Source organism: Salinispora tropica CNB-440 (assembly GCF_000016425.1).
Taxonomy (GTDB): Bacteria; Actinomycetota; Actinomycetes; order Mycobacteriales; family Micromonosporaceae; genus Micromonospora; species Micromonospora tropica.
The window spans coordinates 1,980,389-1,997,467 of sequence record NC_009380.1; the positions used below are offsets into that span (position 1 = coordinate 1,980,389).

General features: G+C 69.9%; 18 protein-coding genes. 9 read left to right on the forward strand and 9 right to left on the reverse strand.

From position 1 onward, the window contains the following. Positions 1-61 precede the first annotated feature (61 nt). On the reverse strand, positions 62-232 hold the full coding sequence (locus STROP_RS25620) for a Scr1 family TA system antitoxin-like transcriptional regulator (RefSeq protein ID WP_420794853.1): 171 nt from the start codon (positions 230-232) through the stop codon (positions 62-64). Between STROP_RS25620 and STROP_RS08705 the strand changes: the two genes are divergently transcribed. Next, positions 199-696, forward strand: coding sequence for a pyridoxamine 5'-phosphate oxidase family protein (locus STROP_RS08705; protein WP_011905622.1), 498 nt, complete (start codon positions 199-201; stop codon positions 694-696). The two genes, STROP_RS25620 and STROP_RS08705, sit on opposite strands and share 34 nt — an antisense overlap. A gap of 13 nt (positions 697-709) precedes the next feature. Here STROP_RS08705 and STROP_RS08710 read toward each other — a convergent pair whose 3' ends face one another. Beyond that, a complete protein-coding gene (locus STROP_RS08710; protein ID WP_011905623.1) occupies positions 710-1,594 on the reverse strand; it encodes a LysR family transcriptional regulator in 885 nt (294 codons plus the stop codon). 72 nt (positions 1,595-1,666) lie between these two features. Here STROP_RS08710 and STROP_RS08715 point away from each other — a divergent pair, with 72 nt between their 5' ends. The 3 genes from STROP_RS08715 (at position 1,667) to STROP_RS08720 (ending at position 4,365) form a co-directional block, all read left to right on the forward strand. After that, positions 1,667-2,932, forward strand: a complete 1,266-nt coding sequence (locus STROP_RS08715) for an MFS transporter (protein ID WP_011905624.1) — start codon at positions 1,667-1,669, stop codon at positions 2,930-2,932. Positions 2,933-3,121: 189 nt separating this feature from the next. Further along, entirely contained in the window at positions 3,122-3,532 is a 411-nt protein-coding gene (locus STROP_RS25105) for a hypothetical protein (RefSeq protein WP_187151592.1), read from the forward strand. A gap of 149 nt (positions 3,533-3,681) precedes the next feature. Beyond that, positions 3,682-4,365, forward strand: coding sequence for a TetR/AcrR family transcriptional regulator (locus tag STROP_RS08720; protein WP_011905626.1), 684 nt, complete (start codon positions 3,682-3,684; stop codon positions 4,363-4,365). Positions 4,366-4,457: 92 nt separating this feature from the next. On the opposite strand, the gene STROP_RS08725 is transcribed toward STROP_RS08720, so the two are convergent. Together STROP_RS08725 and trmB are read right to left on the reverse strand one after the other, a co-directional pair. Further along, on the reverse strand, positions 4,458-6,968 hold the full coding sequence (locus STROP_RS08725; RefSeq protein WP_043535287.1) for a DEAD/DEAH box helicase: 2,511 nt from the start codon (positions 6,966-6,968) through the stop codon (positions 4,458-4,460). A gap of 119 nt (positions 6,969-7,087) precedes the next feature. After that, complete coding sequence (gene trmB / locus STROP_RS08730; protein WP_028568688.1) at positions 7,088-7,789, reverse strand: tRNA (guanosine(46)-N7)-methyltransferase TrmB; 702 nt, start codon at positions 7,787-7,789, stop codon at positions 7,088-7,090. A 119-nt stretch (positions 7,790-7,908) separates the two neighbouring features. On the opposite strand from trmB, the gene STROP_RS08735 reads away from it, so the two are divergent. Both STROP_RS08735 and STROP_RS08740 read left to right on the forward strand, forming a co-directional pair. Next, positions 7,909-8,559: a hypothetical protein gene (locus STROP_RS08735; protein ID WP_018830374.1), complete on the forward strand. Its 651-nt coding sequence runs from the start codon at positions 7,909-7,911 to the stop codon at positions 8,557-8,559. After that, on the forward strand, positions 8,556-9,200 hold the full coding sequence (locus tag STROP_RS08740) for a class F sortase (RefSeq protein ID WP_011905628.1): 645 nt from the start codon (positions 8,556-8,558) through the stop codon (positions 9,198-9,200). The genes STROP_RS08735 and STROP_RS08740 overlap by 4 nt, the downstream gene beginning before the upstream one ends. A gap of 20 nt (positions 9,201-9,220) precedes the next feature. On the opposite strand, the gene STROP_RS08745 is transcribed toward STROP_RS08740, so the two are convergent. The 3 genes from STROP_RS08745 to STROP_RS08755 all read right to left on the reverse strand — a co-directional run bounded on the left by STROP_RS08745 (position 9,221) and on the right by STROP_RS08755 (position 12,152). Then, a complete protein-coding gene (locus tag STROP_RS08745) occupies positions 9,221-10,090 on the reverse strand; it encodes a sulfotransferase domain-containing protein (protein WP_011905629.1) in 870 nt (289 codons plus the stop codon). A 208-nt stretch (positions 10,091-10,298) separates the two neighbouring features. Next, entirely contained in the window at positions 10,299-11,096 is a 798-nt protein-coding gene (locus tag STROP_RS08750; protein ID WP_011905630.1) for an exodeoxyribonuclease III, read from the reverse strand. Positions 11,097-11,231: 135 nt separating this feature from the next. Next, positions 11,232-12,152 carry a proteasome assembly chaperone family protein gene (locus STROP_RS08755; protein ID WP_011905631.1) on the reverse strand — a complete coding sequence of 307 codons (921 nt, stop codon included), beginning with the start codon at positions 12,150-12,152 and terminating at the stop codon, positions 11,232-11,234. Between the two features lie 521 nt (positions 12,153-12,673). Between STROP_RS08755 and STROP_RS08760 the strand changes: the two genes are divergently transcribed. After that, complete coding sequence (locus STROP_RS08760; protein WP_011905632.1) at positions 12,674-13,468, forward strand: EcsC family protein; 795 nt, start codon at positions 12,674-12,676, stop codon at positions 13,466-13,468. On the opposite strand, the gene STROP_RS08765 is transcribed toward STROP_RS08760, so the two are convergent. Both STROP_RS08765 and STROP_RS08770 read right to left on the reverse strand, forming a co-directional pair. Next, entirely contained in the window at positions 13,437-14,291 is an 855-nt protein-coding gene (locus tag STROP_RS08765) for an SGNH/GDSL hydrolase family protein (protein ID WP_011905633.1), read from the reverse strand. The two genes, STROP_RS08760 and STROP_RS08765, sit on opposite strands and share 32 nt — an antisense overlap. Before the next feature lie 173 nt (positions 14,292-14,464). Next, the gene (locus tag STROP_RS08770) at positions 14,465-15,064 is read right to left on the reverse strand and encodes an antibiotic biosynthesis monooxygenase (RefSeq protein ID WP_011905634.1); all 600 of its coding nucleotides are present in this window, start codon (positions 15,062-15,064) and stop codon (positions 14,465-14,467) included. Positions 15,065-15,232: 168 nt separating this feature from the next. On the opposite strand from STROP_RS08770, the gene STROP_RS08775 reads away from it, so the two are divergent. Further along, on the forward strand, positions 15,233-15,496 hold the full coding sequence (locus tag STROP_RS08775) for a DUF6343 family protein (RefSeq protein WP_011905635.1): 264 nt from the start codon (positions 15,233-15,235) through the stop codon (positions 15,494-15,496). Between the two features lie 12 nt (positions 15,497-15,508). Next, positions 15,509-16,921 carry an NADP-dependent succinic semialdehyde dehydrogenase gene (locus STROP_RS08780; protein WP_011905636.1) on the forward strand — a complete coding sequence of 471 codons (1,413 nt, stop codon included), beginning with the start codon at positions 15,509-15,511 and terminating at the stop codon, positions 16,919-16,921. Positions 16,922-17,079 lie beyond the last annotated feature (158 nt).

Here is a 17,079-nt window from a genome sequence, read left to right on the forward strand (position 1 = left end):
CACGGCATCCAATCTGGACGCACGGCCAACTCATTCACCGCCCTCTCTCCAGGACAGTCGCTCATGCGAAGCGCACCCGTTGAAGGCTGCTCCCGAATGTGGCTGCGCCGCCGATGGGGCGACGGAGGGCACTATCGTCTACAACCGCTACGACTTGGGGTGAATTGTCGCTGGTGAGGCGCTGCTGTCGAGCCAATCGTGCCGCTACACGACTCTGGATTTCGGCTGCCACGGGAACGGCTCGAGGAGCGCATTCGGAACCTGCTCTCGTCGCAGAACATGTGTGTGCTGGCCACGGTCGGGCCCGACGGACCGCTCGCCACCCCGGTGCGCTACTACCCGCTCGACTTCGCGGTGATGTTCACCGCCGCGCCGCGGTCGCCGAAGCTGCGCAACATCGCCGCGGACCCACGGGTCTCGGTGGGAATCTTCGCCCCGCTGGTCGGGCTGGCCAGCAGTCGCGGCGCGCAGCTCTTCGGCGAGGCTCGGGTGCTGCCACCCGAGCACCCCGACCGCGAGCCCTACTGGGCCGCGTTTCGGTGGGAGAACGAGCACGCCGAACGGGGCCGGTCGCTCGCCGAACCACCACGGGACACCCTGGTGGTGATCGAGGCGAACCGGATCGTCTACACCGAGCACTGGCTCCGCCGGGAGGGTTTCGCCGCCCGTCAGTTCTGGAAACGCCGCGGCAACTGAAGCCAGCCGGGTGCTAGGGCCTGTCCGGTGAGTCCTGCGGCGCGCCCAGGATCCGCGCGGTCAGGGCCGGCAGTACCTGTGCCAGGCGGGATGGCTGCGGGGGCCTGGTCACCAGCGAGAGCTTGACCTTTCCGGGCACTGGGGAGGGCAGCAGCCGGTCGGTGGGGTCGTCCCACCAGCGGGCCGCGAGGTCGGGAACCACGGCCGGGACCTTGCGGTGCCGGGCGATGCGCAGGGTGGCCTCGATCGTGGGGCCCGGCTGCGGTAGCGCGCCGAGCCCGGACAAGCCTGCGTGCAGGTGCTTGCCAGTGAGGTCAATCGAGGAGTACAGCACTTCCCTTCCCGCCAATGCCTTCCTCCCGGCGGCCAGGGGTGTGGTGTCTGCGGGCAGGACCAGGACCAGCGGGGAGGCCCCGAGCCCGGTGGTCTGGAGGCCTTGGGGCAGGACAGCCTGGTCTGCGATCGTGACGATCGCCGCGTCCAGCAGGCCCTGGTGGACCCGGCCGATCAGGGTGGGGCCGTGATCGATTTCGGTCTGGAGCGTCACGCCTGCGAGTTCGATCTGGGCGGCGGTGAACACGATCGGCGCCAGCGCCTGGATCGTGCCCAGGCTCACCGACGGGGCCTGCGTCGCGGCGGCGATCTGGGCTGGGAGGGCGTCGAGGTCGGCCAGCAGGCGTGCGGCCTGCCGGGCCAGCTCCCGCCCGGCTGGGGTAGGGCGGGCCCCGGTCGTGTCCCGCTCGAACAACCTGGTCCCCAGGCGGCGTTCCAGCGCGGCCAGCCGGCGCGAGGCCGAGGGCTGGGTGGTAAGGAGTTCCTTGGCCGCGGCCCCGACCGACCCGTGCCGGGACACGGCCTCGACCAGCACCAGGTCCTCGGCTGTCAGGCTGGACCTCATGCCCCCAGTGTATGAGCCAGACGTGAGAAGAGATCTCTACCGGGCCTGAGGAGGGCGGCCGAGGATCGGTGCGTGCGTAGAGGACTGCTGCTACTGACCGTGATCACGTTCGTGACCTGGGTCGGGACGAGGATGACCACCGTCGCGCTGCCCCTGGTCGCACTGGAGGAGACCGGGCAGGCCTGGACCACGGGGCTGGTCGGAGGGATGGCCGGGCTGCCCCTGCTGACGGTGGGCTGGTGGGGTAAGGGGCTGCGGGACCGCCTCACCGGTGGGCGAGCCCTGGCGGTAGTGATGGGTGTGAACGCTGCCGGGCTCGCCATCGTCCCCGTGGCTTCCTTGACGGGTCAGGTCGGGGCGGTCGCGCTGTGCGTCTCAGGACTGGTGACCGGGGTCGCGGGCGCGCTGCTGGGCCCTGCCGAACGTTCCCTGGTTTCCGACCTCGCCGACGAACACGTCGCCCGCGGTGGCAGCACCGGACCAGCGAAGTGGTTGGCCTGGCAGGACCTGGCCCACCGGGTCTCGATGATCTTCGCCCCACCCGCCGGGGCCTGGGCCGTGACCGTGTTGGGCGCGGGCTCGCTGCTGTGGTGCCAGACCGCCGTGGTCGCCCTGGCCGCGATCGCCTTCCTGGGCGTCCCCGCCGGCGGAACGACACACCACGAGGACCTGGGCGGCGCTCAGGGAGAGGTCACGCCGGGACGGCCAGTCTCTGCTCTGGCGGTGCTCCGTTCCCACCCGCAGGTCGCCGCCGGCGTGCTCATGGCAGGGGTTGGCGGGGTGTGCTGGTTCGGGTTCAGCCTGGGCCTGGCCGTACTCGGGGTCGAGTACGGCATGCCCGGCGCGCTCATCGCTGCGGGCATGAGCGGGTACGGGGCCGCATCCGTGGCCGCCTCCCTGCTGGTGCCGATGGTCATCGACCGCCTGCCGCGCATGACGGCGATGCTGTCCTCCTGGATCGTGCTCGGGGCCGTGTTCGTCGCCTTGCCGCTGGTGGTACCGAGCCTGGCCGGTATCGCGGTCGTGGCCGCAGTGGGCGGTGCGGCGATGCCCTGGTGCCTCGCCGCCCTCAACGCTCTGATCAGCGAGCAGACCCACGGCCCCGAACGCCGGGCGGCGTTCACCGCACAGACAGTCCTGCACTCTGGGGGCGCCTCCCTGGGGCTGCTGGTGGGCGGAGCCCTGATCGGTTGGGCAGGATCCGAGGCCGTGCTCCTGGCCACCGGGCTCCTCCAGATTGCCGCCGCAATCGGCGGGGCAGTGTGGGCCTGGAAGACCCGCCCCCTGGGCGTCAGCGCCGCGATCGCGTGGTGGCTCGCTGATAGCAGGAGGCCCTAGCCAGACCGCACCCCGGCCCCGAGTTGCTCTGCGACCGCACGTGGGGACTTACCTGTCACGTAATCGACACCACCCGCATGGTCCCGCACTATCGGAAGCGAGAAAGTCGCTCTGCGTTACTTGGCCTGCGATGGTCACCGGATGGCGACCGCGTCACCCAACGCCGGAAGACCTGAACTGGAGAGAATCTTGGCTGACTCGACGACCTCAACGGTGGCGGCGGAGCCGCCCGGTTCGGGTCGACCGACGCACAGCCTCCGCTACTGGGCGACCATGCCCGTCATCCTCGCCGCAACCTTCATGGTCGCCCTCGACTTCTTCATCGTCCTCACCCGTCGGCTGGGCCGGCATCGGCCCGGTGGTGATGACGGTCGGTTTGACCCTCACCTAACTCACGGTCGACCGGATCGGCATCACGCCCGACTTGGGTGTCCTCGTTCCGGCCTTCGCGATGTCCGGGCCGGAATGGGCTTCGTCCTGGCACCGCTGACCAACACCGTGCTGGCGGGAGCCGATCCCCGTCACGCCGGGCGGCATCCGGCGTGCTGGTCACCTCCCAGCAGGTCGGGGGTGCGGTGGGCGTGGCGGCCATCGGCGTGATCTTCTACGGTGCCCTCGACCTGGCTGCCGCTCCATTGGCCTACGCCTTTTCACGGGGCTTATCGGACTCATCGCGTTCGCGGTCGTGATCGCGGTGCTCATTCAGTTCATGCCACGGCACGACAAACAGCCTGAACAGGGAGAGCATCATGGAACCAGAGACAGCCCCGACCGAAACGGTTGAGCGGATCAAGCAGACGGCCCATCGGCGCCTCGTCGAGCAGGGACCGGCCGGCCTCGAAGCGGACACGTTGGCCCCCAGCGCCGGTCTGACCGTCGAACAACTGCGGACGCACTTTCCAGACCGCGCGGACCTGTTGACCGCGATGGTGCTCGACGCGTACAACGCGATGGGCGACAGCGCGGAGAACGGTGCGCGGCGGTCGGGGGAGTCGCCGCTGGACAGGTGGATCGCAGTCTGCCGGGCCATCCGGGTCTGGGCCCAGGCCAACTCCGAGCGGTACGCCCTGATCTGGGGGCCGCCGATCGCCGAGTACAGCGCTCCGCCGGAGACGATGATCGCGGGTGCCCGTGCCGCGCAGGTGCTGATCGGGTTGCTGCGTGAGGCCGCCGAGAGTGGCCAGTTGCGCGACCACCCGCAGGACCCGCCGATGTCCGAAGGGATGTCGCGCAACGTCGCGGCGCTCGGCGAGGGAATGCTCTCGGGCCTGCCGCCAGCGGTCATCGCCCGGATGCTCGTCGCCTGGACGCAGTTGCTCGGCATGGTGAGCTTCGCCGTCTACGGGCACGTGCAGGGTTTCGCCGCCGATCCGGACGCCTTCTTCGACCACGCCGCCGCGGCGATGGGCCACTACGTCGGCCTGCCGCGTTAGCTGGCGAACCCTTGGTCCCTGGGCGTCCTCGACCGCTGCCCCGACTGCTGGGTCCTCAGCCCCAACCAGGAACCGGAGGCTGTGTGCACCTGCTAGGCGCCAAGCTGTCCGACCTCGGTGATCCGGATGACCGCCGCGCCCGCCTCGTCGGAGGCCGCGAGGTCCACCTCGGCGCTGATTCCCCAGTCGTGGTCACCGTCGGGATCGTCCAGGATCTGGCGTACGGTCCAGGTCGCGCTGCCCTGCTCGATCAGCAGCAGCGCGGGTCCGCGGGCGTTGGGCCCGATGCCGATCTCCGGGTACTCCTCGAAGTACGGTTCCAGGGCATCTTCCCAGGCGGCGGCGTCCCAGCCGGCGGCGCCGTCCAGCTCGCCCAGCTCGTTCCAGCGGTGCAGGGCGGCCAGCTCCACCCGACGGAACAGGGCGTTGCGCACCAGCACCCGGAAGGCCCGGGTGTTGCGGGTGATCGCCGTTGGCTGGTCGTCCAGGGCGACGGCGACCTCGTCGACGTCGGAGGGGTTACGGAGCCGCTCCCACTCGTCGATGAGGCTGGAGTCGACCTGGCGGACCAGCTCGCCCAGCCACTCGATGAGGTCGACCAACTCCTCGGTCTTAGCGTCCTCGGGGACGGTGTGCCGGAGCGTCTTGTACGCGTCGGCGAGGTACCGCAGGACGAGGCCCTCCGACCGGGACAACCCGTAGAACTGCACGTACTCGGCGAAGGTCATCGCCCGTTCGTACATGTCCCGGACGACGGACTTGGGGGAGAGCTGGTGGTCGGCCACCCAGGGGTGCCCCTGGCGGTACATCTCGTACGCGCTCTCCAGCAGCTCGGCGAGGGGCTTGGGCCAGGTGACCTCGTCGAGTAGTTCGAGGCGGGCTTCGTACTCGATGCCTTCCGCCTTCATCGCGGCGACGGCCTCACCGCGGGCCTTGAACTGCTGCGCGGACAGCACCTGGCGCGGGTCGTCCAGGATCGACTCGATCACGCTGAGCACATCCAGGGCGTAGGCGGGGGACTCGCGGTCGAGGAGCTCGATTGCCGCAAGGGCGAGGGGCGACAGCGGCTGGTTGAGGGCGAAGTCGAGCTGGAGGTCGACGGTGAGTCGTGCCCGTCGGCCGGACTCGTCCGGCTCGGATAGTTCTTCGACGACGCCACCGGCGCGCAGCGCCCGGTAGATGGCGATGGCGCGGCGGATGTGCCGGCGCTGGGCGGCGCGGTCCTCGTGGTTGTCGGTGAGCAGGTGTCGCATCGCCGCGAACGCGTCGCCGGGGCGGCCGATGACGTTGAGCAGCATGGAGTGGCTGACCTGGAAGCTGGAGGCCAGGGGCTCCGGCTCGGCCTCGACCAGGCGTTCGAAGGTGGGCTTGCCCCAGCCGATCGACCCCTCTGGCGGCTTCTTCCGGACGACCTTTCGGCGCTTCTTCGGGTCGTCGCCGGCCTTCGCCAGGGCCTTCTCGTTCTCGATGACGTGCTCCGGGGCCTGCACCACGACCCGGCCGAGGGTGTCGAAGCCGGCCCGTCCGGCGCGGCCGGCGATCTGGTGGAACTCGCGGGCCTTGAGGAGTCGCGTTCGGGTTCCGTCGTACTTTGACAGCCCCGTGAAGAGCACGGTGCGGATCGGTACGTTGATGCCGACACCGAGGGTGTCCGTGCCGCAGATGACCTTGAGGAGCCCGGCCTGGGCCAGCGTCTCCACCAGGCGGCGGTACTTGGGCAGCATCCCGGCGTGGTGCACGCCGATGCCGTGCCGGACCAGCCGGGACAGGGTCTTTCCGAAGCCGGAGGTGAAGCGGAAGTTGCCGATCGCGGTGGCGATGGTGTCCTTCTCGGCCCGGGTGCAGACGTTGACGCTCATCAGGGCCTGGGCCCGCTCCAAAGCCGCCGCCTGGGTGAAGTGTACGACGTACACCGGGGCTTCGCGGGTCTCCAGCAGTTCCTCGAGGGTCTCGTGCATCGGCGTCGTCGCGTACGAGAAGAGCAGCGGGACCGGTCGTTCGGCCGTCTGGACGACGGCGGTCGGGCGCCCGGTGCGCCGGGTCAGGTCGGCGACGAACCGGGTGGTGTCCCCGAGCGTGGCGGACATCAGGATGAACTGTGCCTGCGGCAGCTCGATCAGCGGCACCTGCCACGCCCAGCCCCGGTCCGGCTCGCTGTAGAAGTGGAACTCGTCCATGATCACTTGGCCGACGTCCGCGCGGGTGCCCTCCCGCAGCGCGAGGTTGGCCAGGATCTCTGCCGTACAGCAGATGACCGGCGCGTCCGGGTTGACGCTGGCATCGCCGGTGAGCATCCCGACGTTCTCCGCCCCGAACACCTCGCAGAGCGCGAAGAACTTCTCCGACACCAGCGCCTTGATCGGGGCTGTGTAGAAGGTCGTCCGGTCATCGGCGAGCGCGGCGAAGTGCGCCGCCATCGCGACCAGGCTCTTGCCGGACCCGGTCGGCGTATTCATGATCACGTTCGCGCCGGAGACGATCTCGATGACCGCCTCCTCCTGGTGCGGATAGAGATCGAGGCCGCGCTCGGACGCCCAACCGGCGAACGCGTCGTACAGGGTGTCGGGGTCGGCGCTGGCCGGCAGCGCGGCGGTAAGTGTCATGGCGGGTCCATGGTGCCTGGACCCACCTCCCGCGCGCCAATCGGGCCGGTCATTCGCCTCTGGTGGGCCGGTCAACCGCGTCTGCCCGGTGCTGGTTGAACCGCATCCCGTGGTGGGCCTCAGCGGCGGTGGTAGATCAGGTCGGCCACCGGTCGACCCGCTGTCAGGGCGCGGCGCTCGAACTTCGTCACCGGGCGGTGCTCGGGGCGGGGCGCGAACCCGTCGTGCGGGCTCACCAGCCCCGGATCGGCGTCCAGGGTCCGCCGCATCGCTTCGGCGTACTCGGCCCAGTCGGTCGCGCAGTGCAGCGTGCCACCGGTCGCCAACCGCGAGCGCAGCAGGGCGACGTGATCGGGCTGGATGATGCGCCGTTTGTGGTGGCGGACCTTTGGCCACGGGTCCGGAAAGAAGATGTGTACCGCATCGAGTGAACCCGTAGGCAGGGCGCTGACCAGGTCCAACGCGTCGCCCTCGGCGATCCGGACATTGCTCAGGGACTGCCGTTCCACCAGGTCGAGGAGGTTGGCGATTCCCGGCGTATGCACCTCGACCGCCAGATAGTCTCGGTCGGGATCGGCGGAGGCCATCGCCACGGTGGCGTCGCCCATCCCGGAACCGATCTCCAACACCAGGGGCGCCCGGCGCGGGAACAGGACAGCCGGCTTCACGGGCGTGCCGGGCATCTCCGGGACGGTCAGGCCGTACCGCGGCCAGAGCTGTTGCAGCGCGCTGGTCTGGCGCGGCGACATCCGGCCGCGTCGCGGGTGAAATGTCCGGATGCTCCGCGCGGGCGCGGTGGGGTGGGGGTCGGTGATGGTCACAGCGATCCGAGCGTACGCGAGGACCGCGCCGGATCGGATGTGATGTGCGACGGGGATGTCGGGATTCCCCGTGCGACAGGCCGGGCGTGCGTGCTGCCCGGCCGGGTCGGGAGGGGGTTGTGGTGAAGGTGACCCGCGCGGGCCTGGTGGCGACGGTCGCGGTCGCGGTCGTCAGCCCGCTGCTCGCCGTCGGGGCCGCCGACGCGACGGCCGGGCCAGCGTCAGCCCAGGTGGCGTCCGCCGGGCCGACTGTTGCCGGGCCAGCGTCCGCCTGGACCTCCCCCGTTGCGGCGTCGACTCCGGAGGGAGCGGTTCGACCTGTCGCCGCGCGCAGGCAGCCCGAAGGGCCGAGACCCGCAGCCATCTTCGTCGAGGTGAACCCAAGCACGGTGAAGGCCGGCTACCTGGTGGGGATCCGGGCGAGCTGCCAGGACAACTCGATTCCGGCAGTCGTCTGGTCCGACGCCTTTGGCCGCGTCCAGGTGCAGCCGGACAACGGGCTGTTGACCGCGAACCCGATGGTGCGCGAACGAACCCTGCCGGGCAGCTACCGAGTCAAACTGGAGTGCCGCGGCGGCGAGACCGCATCAACGATGCTTCAGGTCGTGAGGTCGGTCGCGCCCAGTCGCGGCCCGGCCACCGGGTTCGGCGGGTCCGCTGGTGACTTCTCCGGCAAGCTGCTGTTGCCGGTCGGGATCGCGCTGACGGTGATCGGTCTGGTGGTGTGGCTCGTGTCCGCTCGCCGGTTCCGCGGAGCGGTCCGTCGATGACCACGCCCCGCGCCGCCCGCGCCGCCCGCCGGCCGGCGGGCCGTAGCCCGTGGGTCGTACCGCTCGCCGTGCTGCTGGTGCTGGTCGGGGTCTTCGCCACGGGTGCCGGGCTGGGCCGGACCACCGGCCCGCTGGAGTGGGCGAGCGCGGCAGACGTTGACCGGCCCGACGGTGGCGCCGGGCCGGCACCCACCACCAGCCGGCCGGTCCGCCTCGCCGTACCCGCGATCGGCGTCGCCGCGCCGATCGCGCCGGTGGGGCAGGCCCGGGACGGGTCGATCGCTGTTCCGCCGCTGGAGCGGGCCCACGAGACCGGCTGGTACGACCGGGGACCGGTCCCCGGCGAGCCGGGGCCGGCGGTCATTGTCGGTCACGTCGACACCAGGGGTGGTCCGTCGGTCTTCGTCGACCTGCACCGGCTGCGCCCCGGTGACCCGATCGAGGTGACCCGTGCCGACGGCTCGGTCGTGGGGTTCCGGGTCGACTCGGTGGAGTACTTCCCCAAGGACCAGCTTCCCGCCGAACGGGTGTACGGCGATTCCGGGCCGGCCGGGCTGCGCCTGATCACCTGCGGTGGAGCCTGGGTGGGGGGCCGCACCGGTTACGCCGACAACGTCATCGCCTTCGCCACGAGGACGTGAGACCGGGCCCGGTGATCCCGTCAGGAAACCGCGTCGCGGGCCGGATAGCCGAGAACCTCCACGAGATCTCCGGTCGCCGCCGTGAACGCCGCGTAAACCTCGTCATCGAAGTGGTTGCGCCAGTCGCCGGCTTTGCCCTTTCGGTAGTGGGAAATCTTCCCAGCGCTCTCCCGGTCCTTCCGCATCTTGGAGAAGCTGTAGCGGGACAACAGCGGCTCCAGCTCGGCAGAGGGCAGAGTGATCCCGCAGTGCCGCATCAGCTGGTCCACCTCCTCCAGCTGCCGCTCTCCGGTCAGGTCCTCGTAGCGGAACAGACGGAAGGTCTCGGAGCTCGGGGCGACGGCCCACGTCCGCAGCTGCGTGAAGAGGTGCCGCTTGGAGTGGCGTTCGATGACGTAGAGCAGTCCTTCCTTCATCGGGATTTCCCGCAGCGTCTTCCGTACCTGGAGGATATCGCCCATCGGGGCATGTGAGTTGCGGAGCGAAAAGTAGCTTGAAATGACGATATCGCGTGGATCGCGAATCACAAAGAATGCGCGATAGGTGCCGGGTTTCGAAATCTTCTCAAAGCGCGGATAAGAATGAAAAAGAGCCAGACCTACCCGGCCGGGTGGAATCAGGGGGAGGTTGCGTCGCTTGTAGAACCGCGGGTCGTAGGGGAGTAGCCCGGAATGGCGATAGACGGCGGGGTCGCTGAACAGGGCTTTGATCCACTGGCTGCCGGTCTTGTGTACGGTGCAGTGGTAGATGTTGTCGAACTCGCACCGGTCGACCACCGGGACGGCGAGCCGCTTTCTTGTGTTGTGGGCCTCGAGTTGTGCTCGGCGCGCCATGCGGCGCATGGAATTCGGCGTGTGGTGCTTGGCGAAATCGATCGTGCGATTAATCATTGTGGAGGCCTCGTCTGCGCCTTCAAGGGGGGAAAGCTCCGGGGTGTTGTCAGGGCGGTGCCGGTTGAATCCCCAGTTCTAACCGTTCCGGTCCCGGTATGTCAACGTGTCACTAGGAATATCCCCGACGGCCCAATTAAAGTCAATCCTACCCTCGGCGATTGGTTGGTAACGCGGAGTGTGGCGCGAATTGTCGCTGGCCGCGTGCTCAGAATGTCTCCACCGCCGGGACAAGGTCGGCGTCCACGACGATCGGGGCATGGTCGGAGGGACCCTTGCCCTTGCGGGCCTCCCGGTCCACGTACGCGGCCCGGACCACGCGGGCGAACGGCGCCGAGGCGTACACCAGGTCGATCCGCATGCCCTTGTTCTGATGGAACATCCCGGCCCGATAGTCCCAGTAGGTGAACGGATGCGGGCCCTTCATCGGAGTCGGCACCACGTCGTCGAGGCCCAGATCGCGCAACGCCGCGAGTGCGGTCCGTTCGGCGGGCGTGACGTGGGTGGAGCCGGTGAACAGGGCTGGATCCCACACGTCTGAGTCGGTGGGGGCCACGTTGAAGTCGCCGCACACCGCCAACGGTGCGCCCCCGGTCAGCTCAACCTCCAGCGTGTCCCGTAGCGCGCCGAGCCAGGCCAGCTTGTACGCGTAGTGCGGGTCGTCGAGGGTTCGGCCGTTGGGCACGTAGACCGACCAGACCCGTAGTCCGGCGCAGGTGGCGGAGAGGGCGCGCGCCTCCGGATCGGGAAAGCCCGGCTCGTCGGGGAAGCCGACGGTGACATCGGTCAGGCCGACCCGGGACAGAATGGCGACCCCGTTCCACCGGCCGTCACTGTGGCTGGCGACCGTGTAGCCGAGCGTGCCAACCTCGGCGACCGGGAACGCGCCGTCCGGGCACTTGGTCTCCTGGAGGCAGACGACATCCGGGTTCGTGCCCGCCAGCCAGTCGAGCAGCCGGGGCAGGCGGGCCTTCACCGAGTTGACGTTCCACGTCGCCAGGCGCATGTTTCCAGCCTGCCCGATTCGTCGCCGGCCCGCTGGCCGCCCGGGGCGTGTCGCCGATGGGCTGTCGGGGAGGGCGCTCGGCGCCTCTCCCCGACTCTCGCCCTCGGCCCGGCCCGTCGGACCCCGGCGACCGGCTCAGCCGCCGGGATTGTCGTTGGGGCGGGTCTGCTCGGCCAGGAAGCGTTCCAACTCGGCACCGAGTTCGTCGGCGGTCGGCAGGGCCTCCGTCCCGGTGCTGAGCAGGTTCGGCTGGCCGCGCCCACGGGTGAAGGCGTCGTACTGCTCCTCCAGCGCCTGGACCAGCGCCGCGGCGTCCTCGGTCTGGGCGACCTGCCGGTCGATTTCCGTCCGGACCGCCTCGGTCGCAGCCCGCAGACCGTCGCTGGGGAGGAGGAGCCCGGTGCTGCGTGACACGGAGGCGAGCAGCACCTCGGCCGCAGCGGGGTACTCGGTCTGCGCCACGTAGTGCGGCACGTGTGCGGCGAAACCCAGCGCGTCGCGGCCCTGCTCCCCGAGGCGGTACTCGAGCAGGTGTCCTATGCTGCCGGGCACCTGCACGCGTTGCAGCCATGGCTCGTAGCCCGCGGTCAGTTCACGCCGGGTGGCGTGGGCGGTGACGCCGGTGCGGCGGGTGTGTGGCACCGCCATCGGAATAGCGTTGAGGCCGACGGTCAGCCGGACGTCCAATCGGGCGGAGAGCCCGGCCACGGCGGCGACGAAGCGTTCCCATTGCAGGTCCGGCTCGGGGCCGGTGAGCAGCAGGAACGGGGTGTCAGCGTCGTCTCGGAGCAGGTGCAGCTCCAGGGCCGGGGCGTCGTAGGACTCCCAGTGGTCCTCGACGAAGGTCATCACCGGCCGGCGCGAGCGGTAGTCGAAGAGCTGGTCCAGGTCGAACCGGGCCACTGGCCGCGCGTCGAGCGAGGTGAGCAGTTGCTCGCGCGCCAGCCGGGTGGCGTTACCGGCGTCAACGAAGCCGGAGAGCGCCTGGATCAGGACGGGCTGCCCGAGGTCGGGCAGATCGTCGGTGAGTTCGTAGAGCTCGTGTGGGTCGAGCACCGGTGCGGACCTCCCTGGGTATGGCTACGGGCCGTCGTGCACGGACGGCACCCGGTTGGGGAAACTACCCGCAGTCCTGCGGCATTCCTCCGGGCCCCCGGGCCGGGCTCCGGTCGGTGCCCCCGGCCGCAGCTGCCGGGACGGGCGTTCGTCTGGCCGGGGCACCCCTGCCGACCGGGGGGCGAGCCCCGCGACCGGCGTCGACCCGCCGTACGCTTACCGGCCAGTCAGGCCGGTGGACGGTTCCCCGGTGTCTCGGTGTGGGTGTTGTCACGGCGAGATACATCTGGATACAGCAACACGGAAGGAGGCCGACATGTCTCTCATCCACCGGATCGGGGCGTTCCTACGGTCACCCCGCGGACACCAGCCTATCGAGCGGGGGCGGTGGGGGGCGACGCCCGCCATGCCGCAGAAGGCGGGGGTTCGCCGGGCGACCTGAGCGCCATTGTTGACCGTGTCCGAGTCAGCGGTGAAGCTGACAAGCAGGCCGCCCAGCCGCAGACCCCGGGGAGCCCACCGTGACCGATGCCGTGCCCGTCGATGGTCAGCCCGGCGCTCGCTCGCCGCAGAAGCCCGAGGCGGCCCCGGCCGTTGAGGGGCCGCCCGCCGGGCTGTGGGACCGCATGCGCGAGGACCCGCAGTACGCACCGGAGCACCTCGCCCTCGAGGCGGTGCGCCAGCTCGGACCGGAGGCGGCTCAGTGGGCGCGGCGGGTCCGCGCCGAGCAGCCCGGGACGGTCCCGGTCGAGGCCCTGGCTGACCAGGCGGTTCGCCGATTCGTCAATCACGCCCGGTTCCCCGGCGCGGCCTCCGGAGCGACGGGCTTGCCCGGTCTGGTGATCGACGTGGGCCTCCTCGCCTGGACCCAGGCGCGGATGGTGCTGCACGTCGCGGCCGCCTACGGGTTGGACGCCACGCACCACGACCGCGCCGTCGACCTGTTGGTGTTGCAGAAGGTGCACAAGGCCGCACAGGACGCACGGCTCGCTCTCGGGGTGGCCGCCGGTCGAGAGCGCGCTGACGCGCTCTTCGGCTCCGGCTCCGGCTCCGACCAAGCCCCACGCGGCCAGGTGACGCTCCGCCTCGGTGCCCGGCTTGCCCAGATGGCCGGCACGCGGGCCGCGAAGCGGGTTGTCGCGAAGGTACTCCCGGGGGTTGCCATCGTCCTGGGCACCTGGGCAAACTCCTCGGCAACCAAGGAACTCGCCACGCGATCCCGGGCGTTGTACCGCCAGCACAGTGGGGTGGGTTGTCGGTGTGGCAGCACGGGGGATCGCCGACTCAGGCGACGCCTCCCCAGGCTCCCCAGGTGATCTCGGCGAGCCGCTCCTGGCCGGCGAGGTTGGGATGGAACCAGTCAAAGGTGTTGACCAGGTCCAGCGTGAAACGGAGCCGGTGGGCGGCCCCGTTGTCGTAGCGGCAGCGGGAGCCGTACGCCTCGCAGGCCGCGGCGAGCTGGTCGTTGTAGTCGGCGACCCGTTCGCGTACGGCGTCGCGCCGGGAACGGTCCGCCGGGTCGGTGGAGGTCGGATTCTCGAGCAGGGCCGGGCAGATGCCCCGACTCCACGCCCGTACCGCCCGCTCGTTGGTGTGTCCCACCTCCCAGAGCCGGTGCAGGTCCGGGATGCTGACCACCAGCAGTCGCGCCTTCGGCAGCTCCGCACTCAGCACACGCAGCCCCCGGTCAACCTGACTCCGGAACGTCTCCACCGGGGTCATCGCCGCGACCTCGCCGTGGCAGATGTCGTTCGCGCCGATCAACACGGTGATCCGGTCCGGTCGGTCCCGCGTCGCCTGCGCCGCCTGGCTGGCGAGCGCGGACGCCCGGGCTCCCGTCCGGGCATGGTTGAACGCCTGCCCACGGATCGTCGAATCCTGGTCGAGTAGCCGTCGGTAGTGGCTCTCCACCCGAAGGCTGTTCCCGGTCGACCAGGAGTTGCGTTCGCATGGGGCCACCACCAGGCAGGAACCGAAGCCGGTGCTGATCGAGTCGCCGAGGGCAGCGATCCCGCCGGTCTCGGTGCCGGGTGACCCTGACCCTTGACTGGGGGCGGGTGATGTCGCTCCGCCGTTTTCGCAGGCGAGTGCGACGAGCGCGAGCACACAGACGACGGCGGTGACCCAGCGTCGAGGCATGGCTTCCCCAAGCGGCCGAGCGGTGAGTGACTGCCTGGGAACTCTATGGGTGCGGTATGGGTAGCGATCAGGCAGTGTCGGATATCCAGCACCGAACTGCTGCGCGGCTCCAGCCGGCTCGCGGGGACCGTTGTCCGCGGTCTGCGGCCGTCACCGCTGTCCGCGATCAGTCGTCATCGTGTGCTGTGGCCGGGAGATCGGCCGTGCAGCCACCAGCCAAGCGCATGGGTGATCCGGGGCAGCACCACGTACGTCATCAGCGGCGTCAGCGTCAATGTCATGATCAGTACGCGAGCGGGCACCGGGACATCGGGGATGAACTGACCGGTCAGCAGGGTCGCGGTCAGGCTGAGGGGGAAGAACGCCAACCAGATCGTTACCGCCTGCTTCCAACGCGGCGGCGACGGTGGTGGAGCGGTCGGCTCCGCGTTGACCGGCTCGATAACCTGCCCCCGCCGGGAGAACCAGCCCTCGACCCCGGTGCGGCGTTCCACCTGGGTGTGCTCGACGACGCCCTGCGCCGAGGCCAGCCACCAGTGTCGTTGCGGTGACTCCTCCCAGCGACGCAGCGTCTCGTCGTCGGCGAACCGGTAGAGCATGTGCCACTCGCCGGACCCGGGAGCGCTGCGGACCCATCCGGCCCCGAGGAATCCGGGAAACGCCTCCGCCAGCGCCGTGCCAGCGCGCATCCACGCCACCATCTCCTGGGTCCGAGCGGGGTCGGTGCGTCGCGCGACTGAGACGGTCACTGGCGACGCGGGCGTCATGGTCATTTCTCCATGTTCCCTGCCAAAACCTAGATTGTCCGGCGCGCAGTGCCTCGGTGTAACGCGACTAACCCGGGTGGTGAGCCGACTCACCGAAGCCAGCGCGCACGGTCGGAACAATGGGCCGGGAAGGTGCCTCTGGTTAGGCGTGGACTGGGCGGGTAGCTCCAGGTGATGACGAGATCACAGCCCCGACGGGCCCGTGGCACCGTCGGCCACGCCTACAGCGCGCTCAATCTCCGCCTCGTACTCGCCAGCTTCGGCTTGGTCACCATGGTGGTTTTCGGCGTGCTGGCGTTCCGGGCGGGGGTGGTCTGGCTGGGGGTGTTCTGCGCCCTCTTCGCCGTGGTCGCCGCCGTCGACCTCGTGATCATCCAGCGGCGACGGGCCGCTCGCCGCCGGGAGGAGCCCGGCACCCGGCATTCGCTGTTCGAGTGACAGGAGTTCGCGATGCCCATCGCCACCATCAACCCGGCCACCGGAGAGACGCTGAGGACGTTTGCACCGATCGCGTCCGAGCAGGTGGAGGCGGCGATCAGCCGGAGCTACCTCGCGAGTCGGCAGCTGCGGGACACGACGGTCGAGGAACGTGGCGACTGGCTCGACAGGGTTGCCGCCCTCCTGGAGGCCGAGCGCGACGACGTCGCCCGACTCGTGACAACGGAGATGGGAAAGACCTACGCCGCTGCCCGGGCGGAGGTGGCCACCTGCGTCAGCGCCTGCCGCTTCTACGTGACGAAGGCACCAGCGTTCCTCGCCGACGAGCCCGCCGAGGCGGCGAGCGTCGGCGCCGCCCGGGCTTTCGTCCGGTACCAACCTCTCGGGCCGGTGCTTGCGGTGATGCCCTGGAACTTTCCGCTCTGGCAGGTGCTCCGTTTCGCCGCGCCGGCGCTGATGGCCGGCAACACCGGCCTACTCAAGCACGCCTCGAATGTGCCCCAGACCGCTCTCTATCTGGCTGATCTCTTCCGCCGGGCCGGCTTTCCGCAGGGGGCGTTCAGTACGCTGCTGGTCGGCTCCGACGCGGTGGAGGCCATTCTTCGTGACCCACGGGTTCGCGCCGCTACGGTGACCGGCAGCGAGCGTACGGGACGCGCCGTGGCCCAGATCGCCGGTCGTGAGTTGAAGAAGACCGTGTTGGAACTCGGTGGCAGCGACCCGTTCGTGGTGATGCCCTCGGCGGACCTGGACCGGGCTGCCGAGGTGGCGACCGCTGCCCGGTGCCGAAACAACGGCCAGTCCTGCATCGCCGCGAAGCGCTTCATCGTGCACACCGACGTGTTCGAGGCCTTCGCGGAGCGGTTCGCCGCGCGGATGTCCGCACTGCGGGTGGGGGACCCGATGGCGCAGGCCACCGACGTGGGTCCACTCGTCAGCGAAGGGAGCCGTGCCGAGATCGCCTCCCAGGTACGCGACGCCGTTGACCAGGGTGCGACCCTTCGCTGTGGGGGTGAGTTGCCAGCGGGGGAGGGCTGGTACTACCCGCCCACCGTCATCGCCGATCTCACCCCGCGAATGCGGATGTGGGCCGAGGAGGTTTTCGGGCCAGTCGCCGGGCTGTACCGAGTGTCGTCGTACGGCGAGGCGATCGAGGTGGCCAACGGCACCGCGTTCGGGCTCGGTGCGAACGCCTGGACCCGGGATCCGGCGGAGCAGGAGCGGTTCGTCATCGACCTGGAGGCGGGCAACGTCTTCGTCAACGGCATGACCACGTCCTTTCCCGAGCTGCCGTTTGGTGGGGTGAAGAACTCCGGGTACGGCCGCGAGCTGGCCGCGGTGGGGATGCGCGAATTCTGCAACACCAAGACCGTGTGGGTTGGTGGCGACGGCACCACCGGGCCGGTGTCAGCGCACGCCGAGTGAGGCGGATGAGCGGTGTCGCGTCGACCGTCCCGGCGGAGCGCGGGAGCGCCCGGGTGCCGCCCACGGGAGTGTCGGCTCGAGGGCAAGAGACAATCGAGCCAACTGAATGATCACTGGGCTCGGTGACGGTGAGATTCGCCGCGCCACGCCGGGTATGG

Excerpts from the sequence above, each read along its gene's own strand:
- STROP_RS08745 (WP_011905629.1), bottom strand. The coding sequence starts at position 10,090 with ATGATTAATCGCACGATCGATTTCGCCAAGCACCACACGCCGAATTCC.
- STROP_RS08775 (WP_011905635.1), top strand. The coding sequence starts at position 15,233 with ATGACGAGATCACAGCCCCGACGGGCCCGTGGCACCGTCGGCCACGCC.
- STROP_RS08780 (WP_011905636.1), top strand. The coding sequence starts at position 15,509 with ATGCCCATCGCCACCATCAACCCGGCCACCGGAGAGACGCTGAGGACG.
- STROP_RS08770 (WP_011905634.1), bottom strand. The coding sequence starts at position 15,064 with ATGACCATGACGCCCGCGTCGCCAGTGACCGTCTCAGTCGCGCGACGC.
- STROP_RS08765 (WP_011905633.1), bottom strand. The coding sequence starts at position 14,291 with ATGCCTCGACGCTGGGTCACCGCCGTCGTCTGTGTGCTCGCGCTCGTC.
- STROP_RS08710 (WP_011905623.1), bottom strand. The coding sequence starts at position 1,594 with ATGAGGTCCAGCCTGACAGCCGAGGACCTGGTGCTGGTCGAGGCCGTG.
- STROP_RS08725 (WP_043535287.1), bottom strand. The coding sequence starts at position 6,968 with ATGACACTTACCGCCGCGCTGCCGGCCAGCGCCGACCCCGACACCCTG.
- STROP_RS08720 (WP_011905626.1), top strand. The coding sequence starts at position 3,682 with ATGGAACCAGAGACAGCCCCGACCGAAACGGTTGAGCGGATCAAGCAG.
- STROP_RS08750 (WP_011905630.1), bottom strand. The coding sequence starts at position 11,096 with ATGCGCCTGGCGACGTGGAACGTCAACTCGGTGAAGGCCCGCCTGCCC.
- STROP_RS08740 (WP_011905628.1), top strand. The coding sequence starts at position 8,556 with ATGACCACGCCCCGCGCCGCCCGCGCCGCCCGCCGGCCGGCGGGCCGT.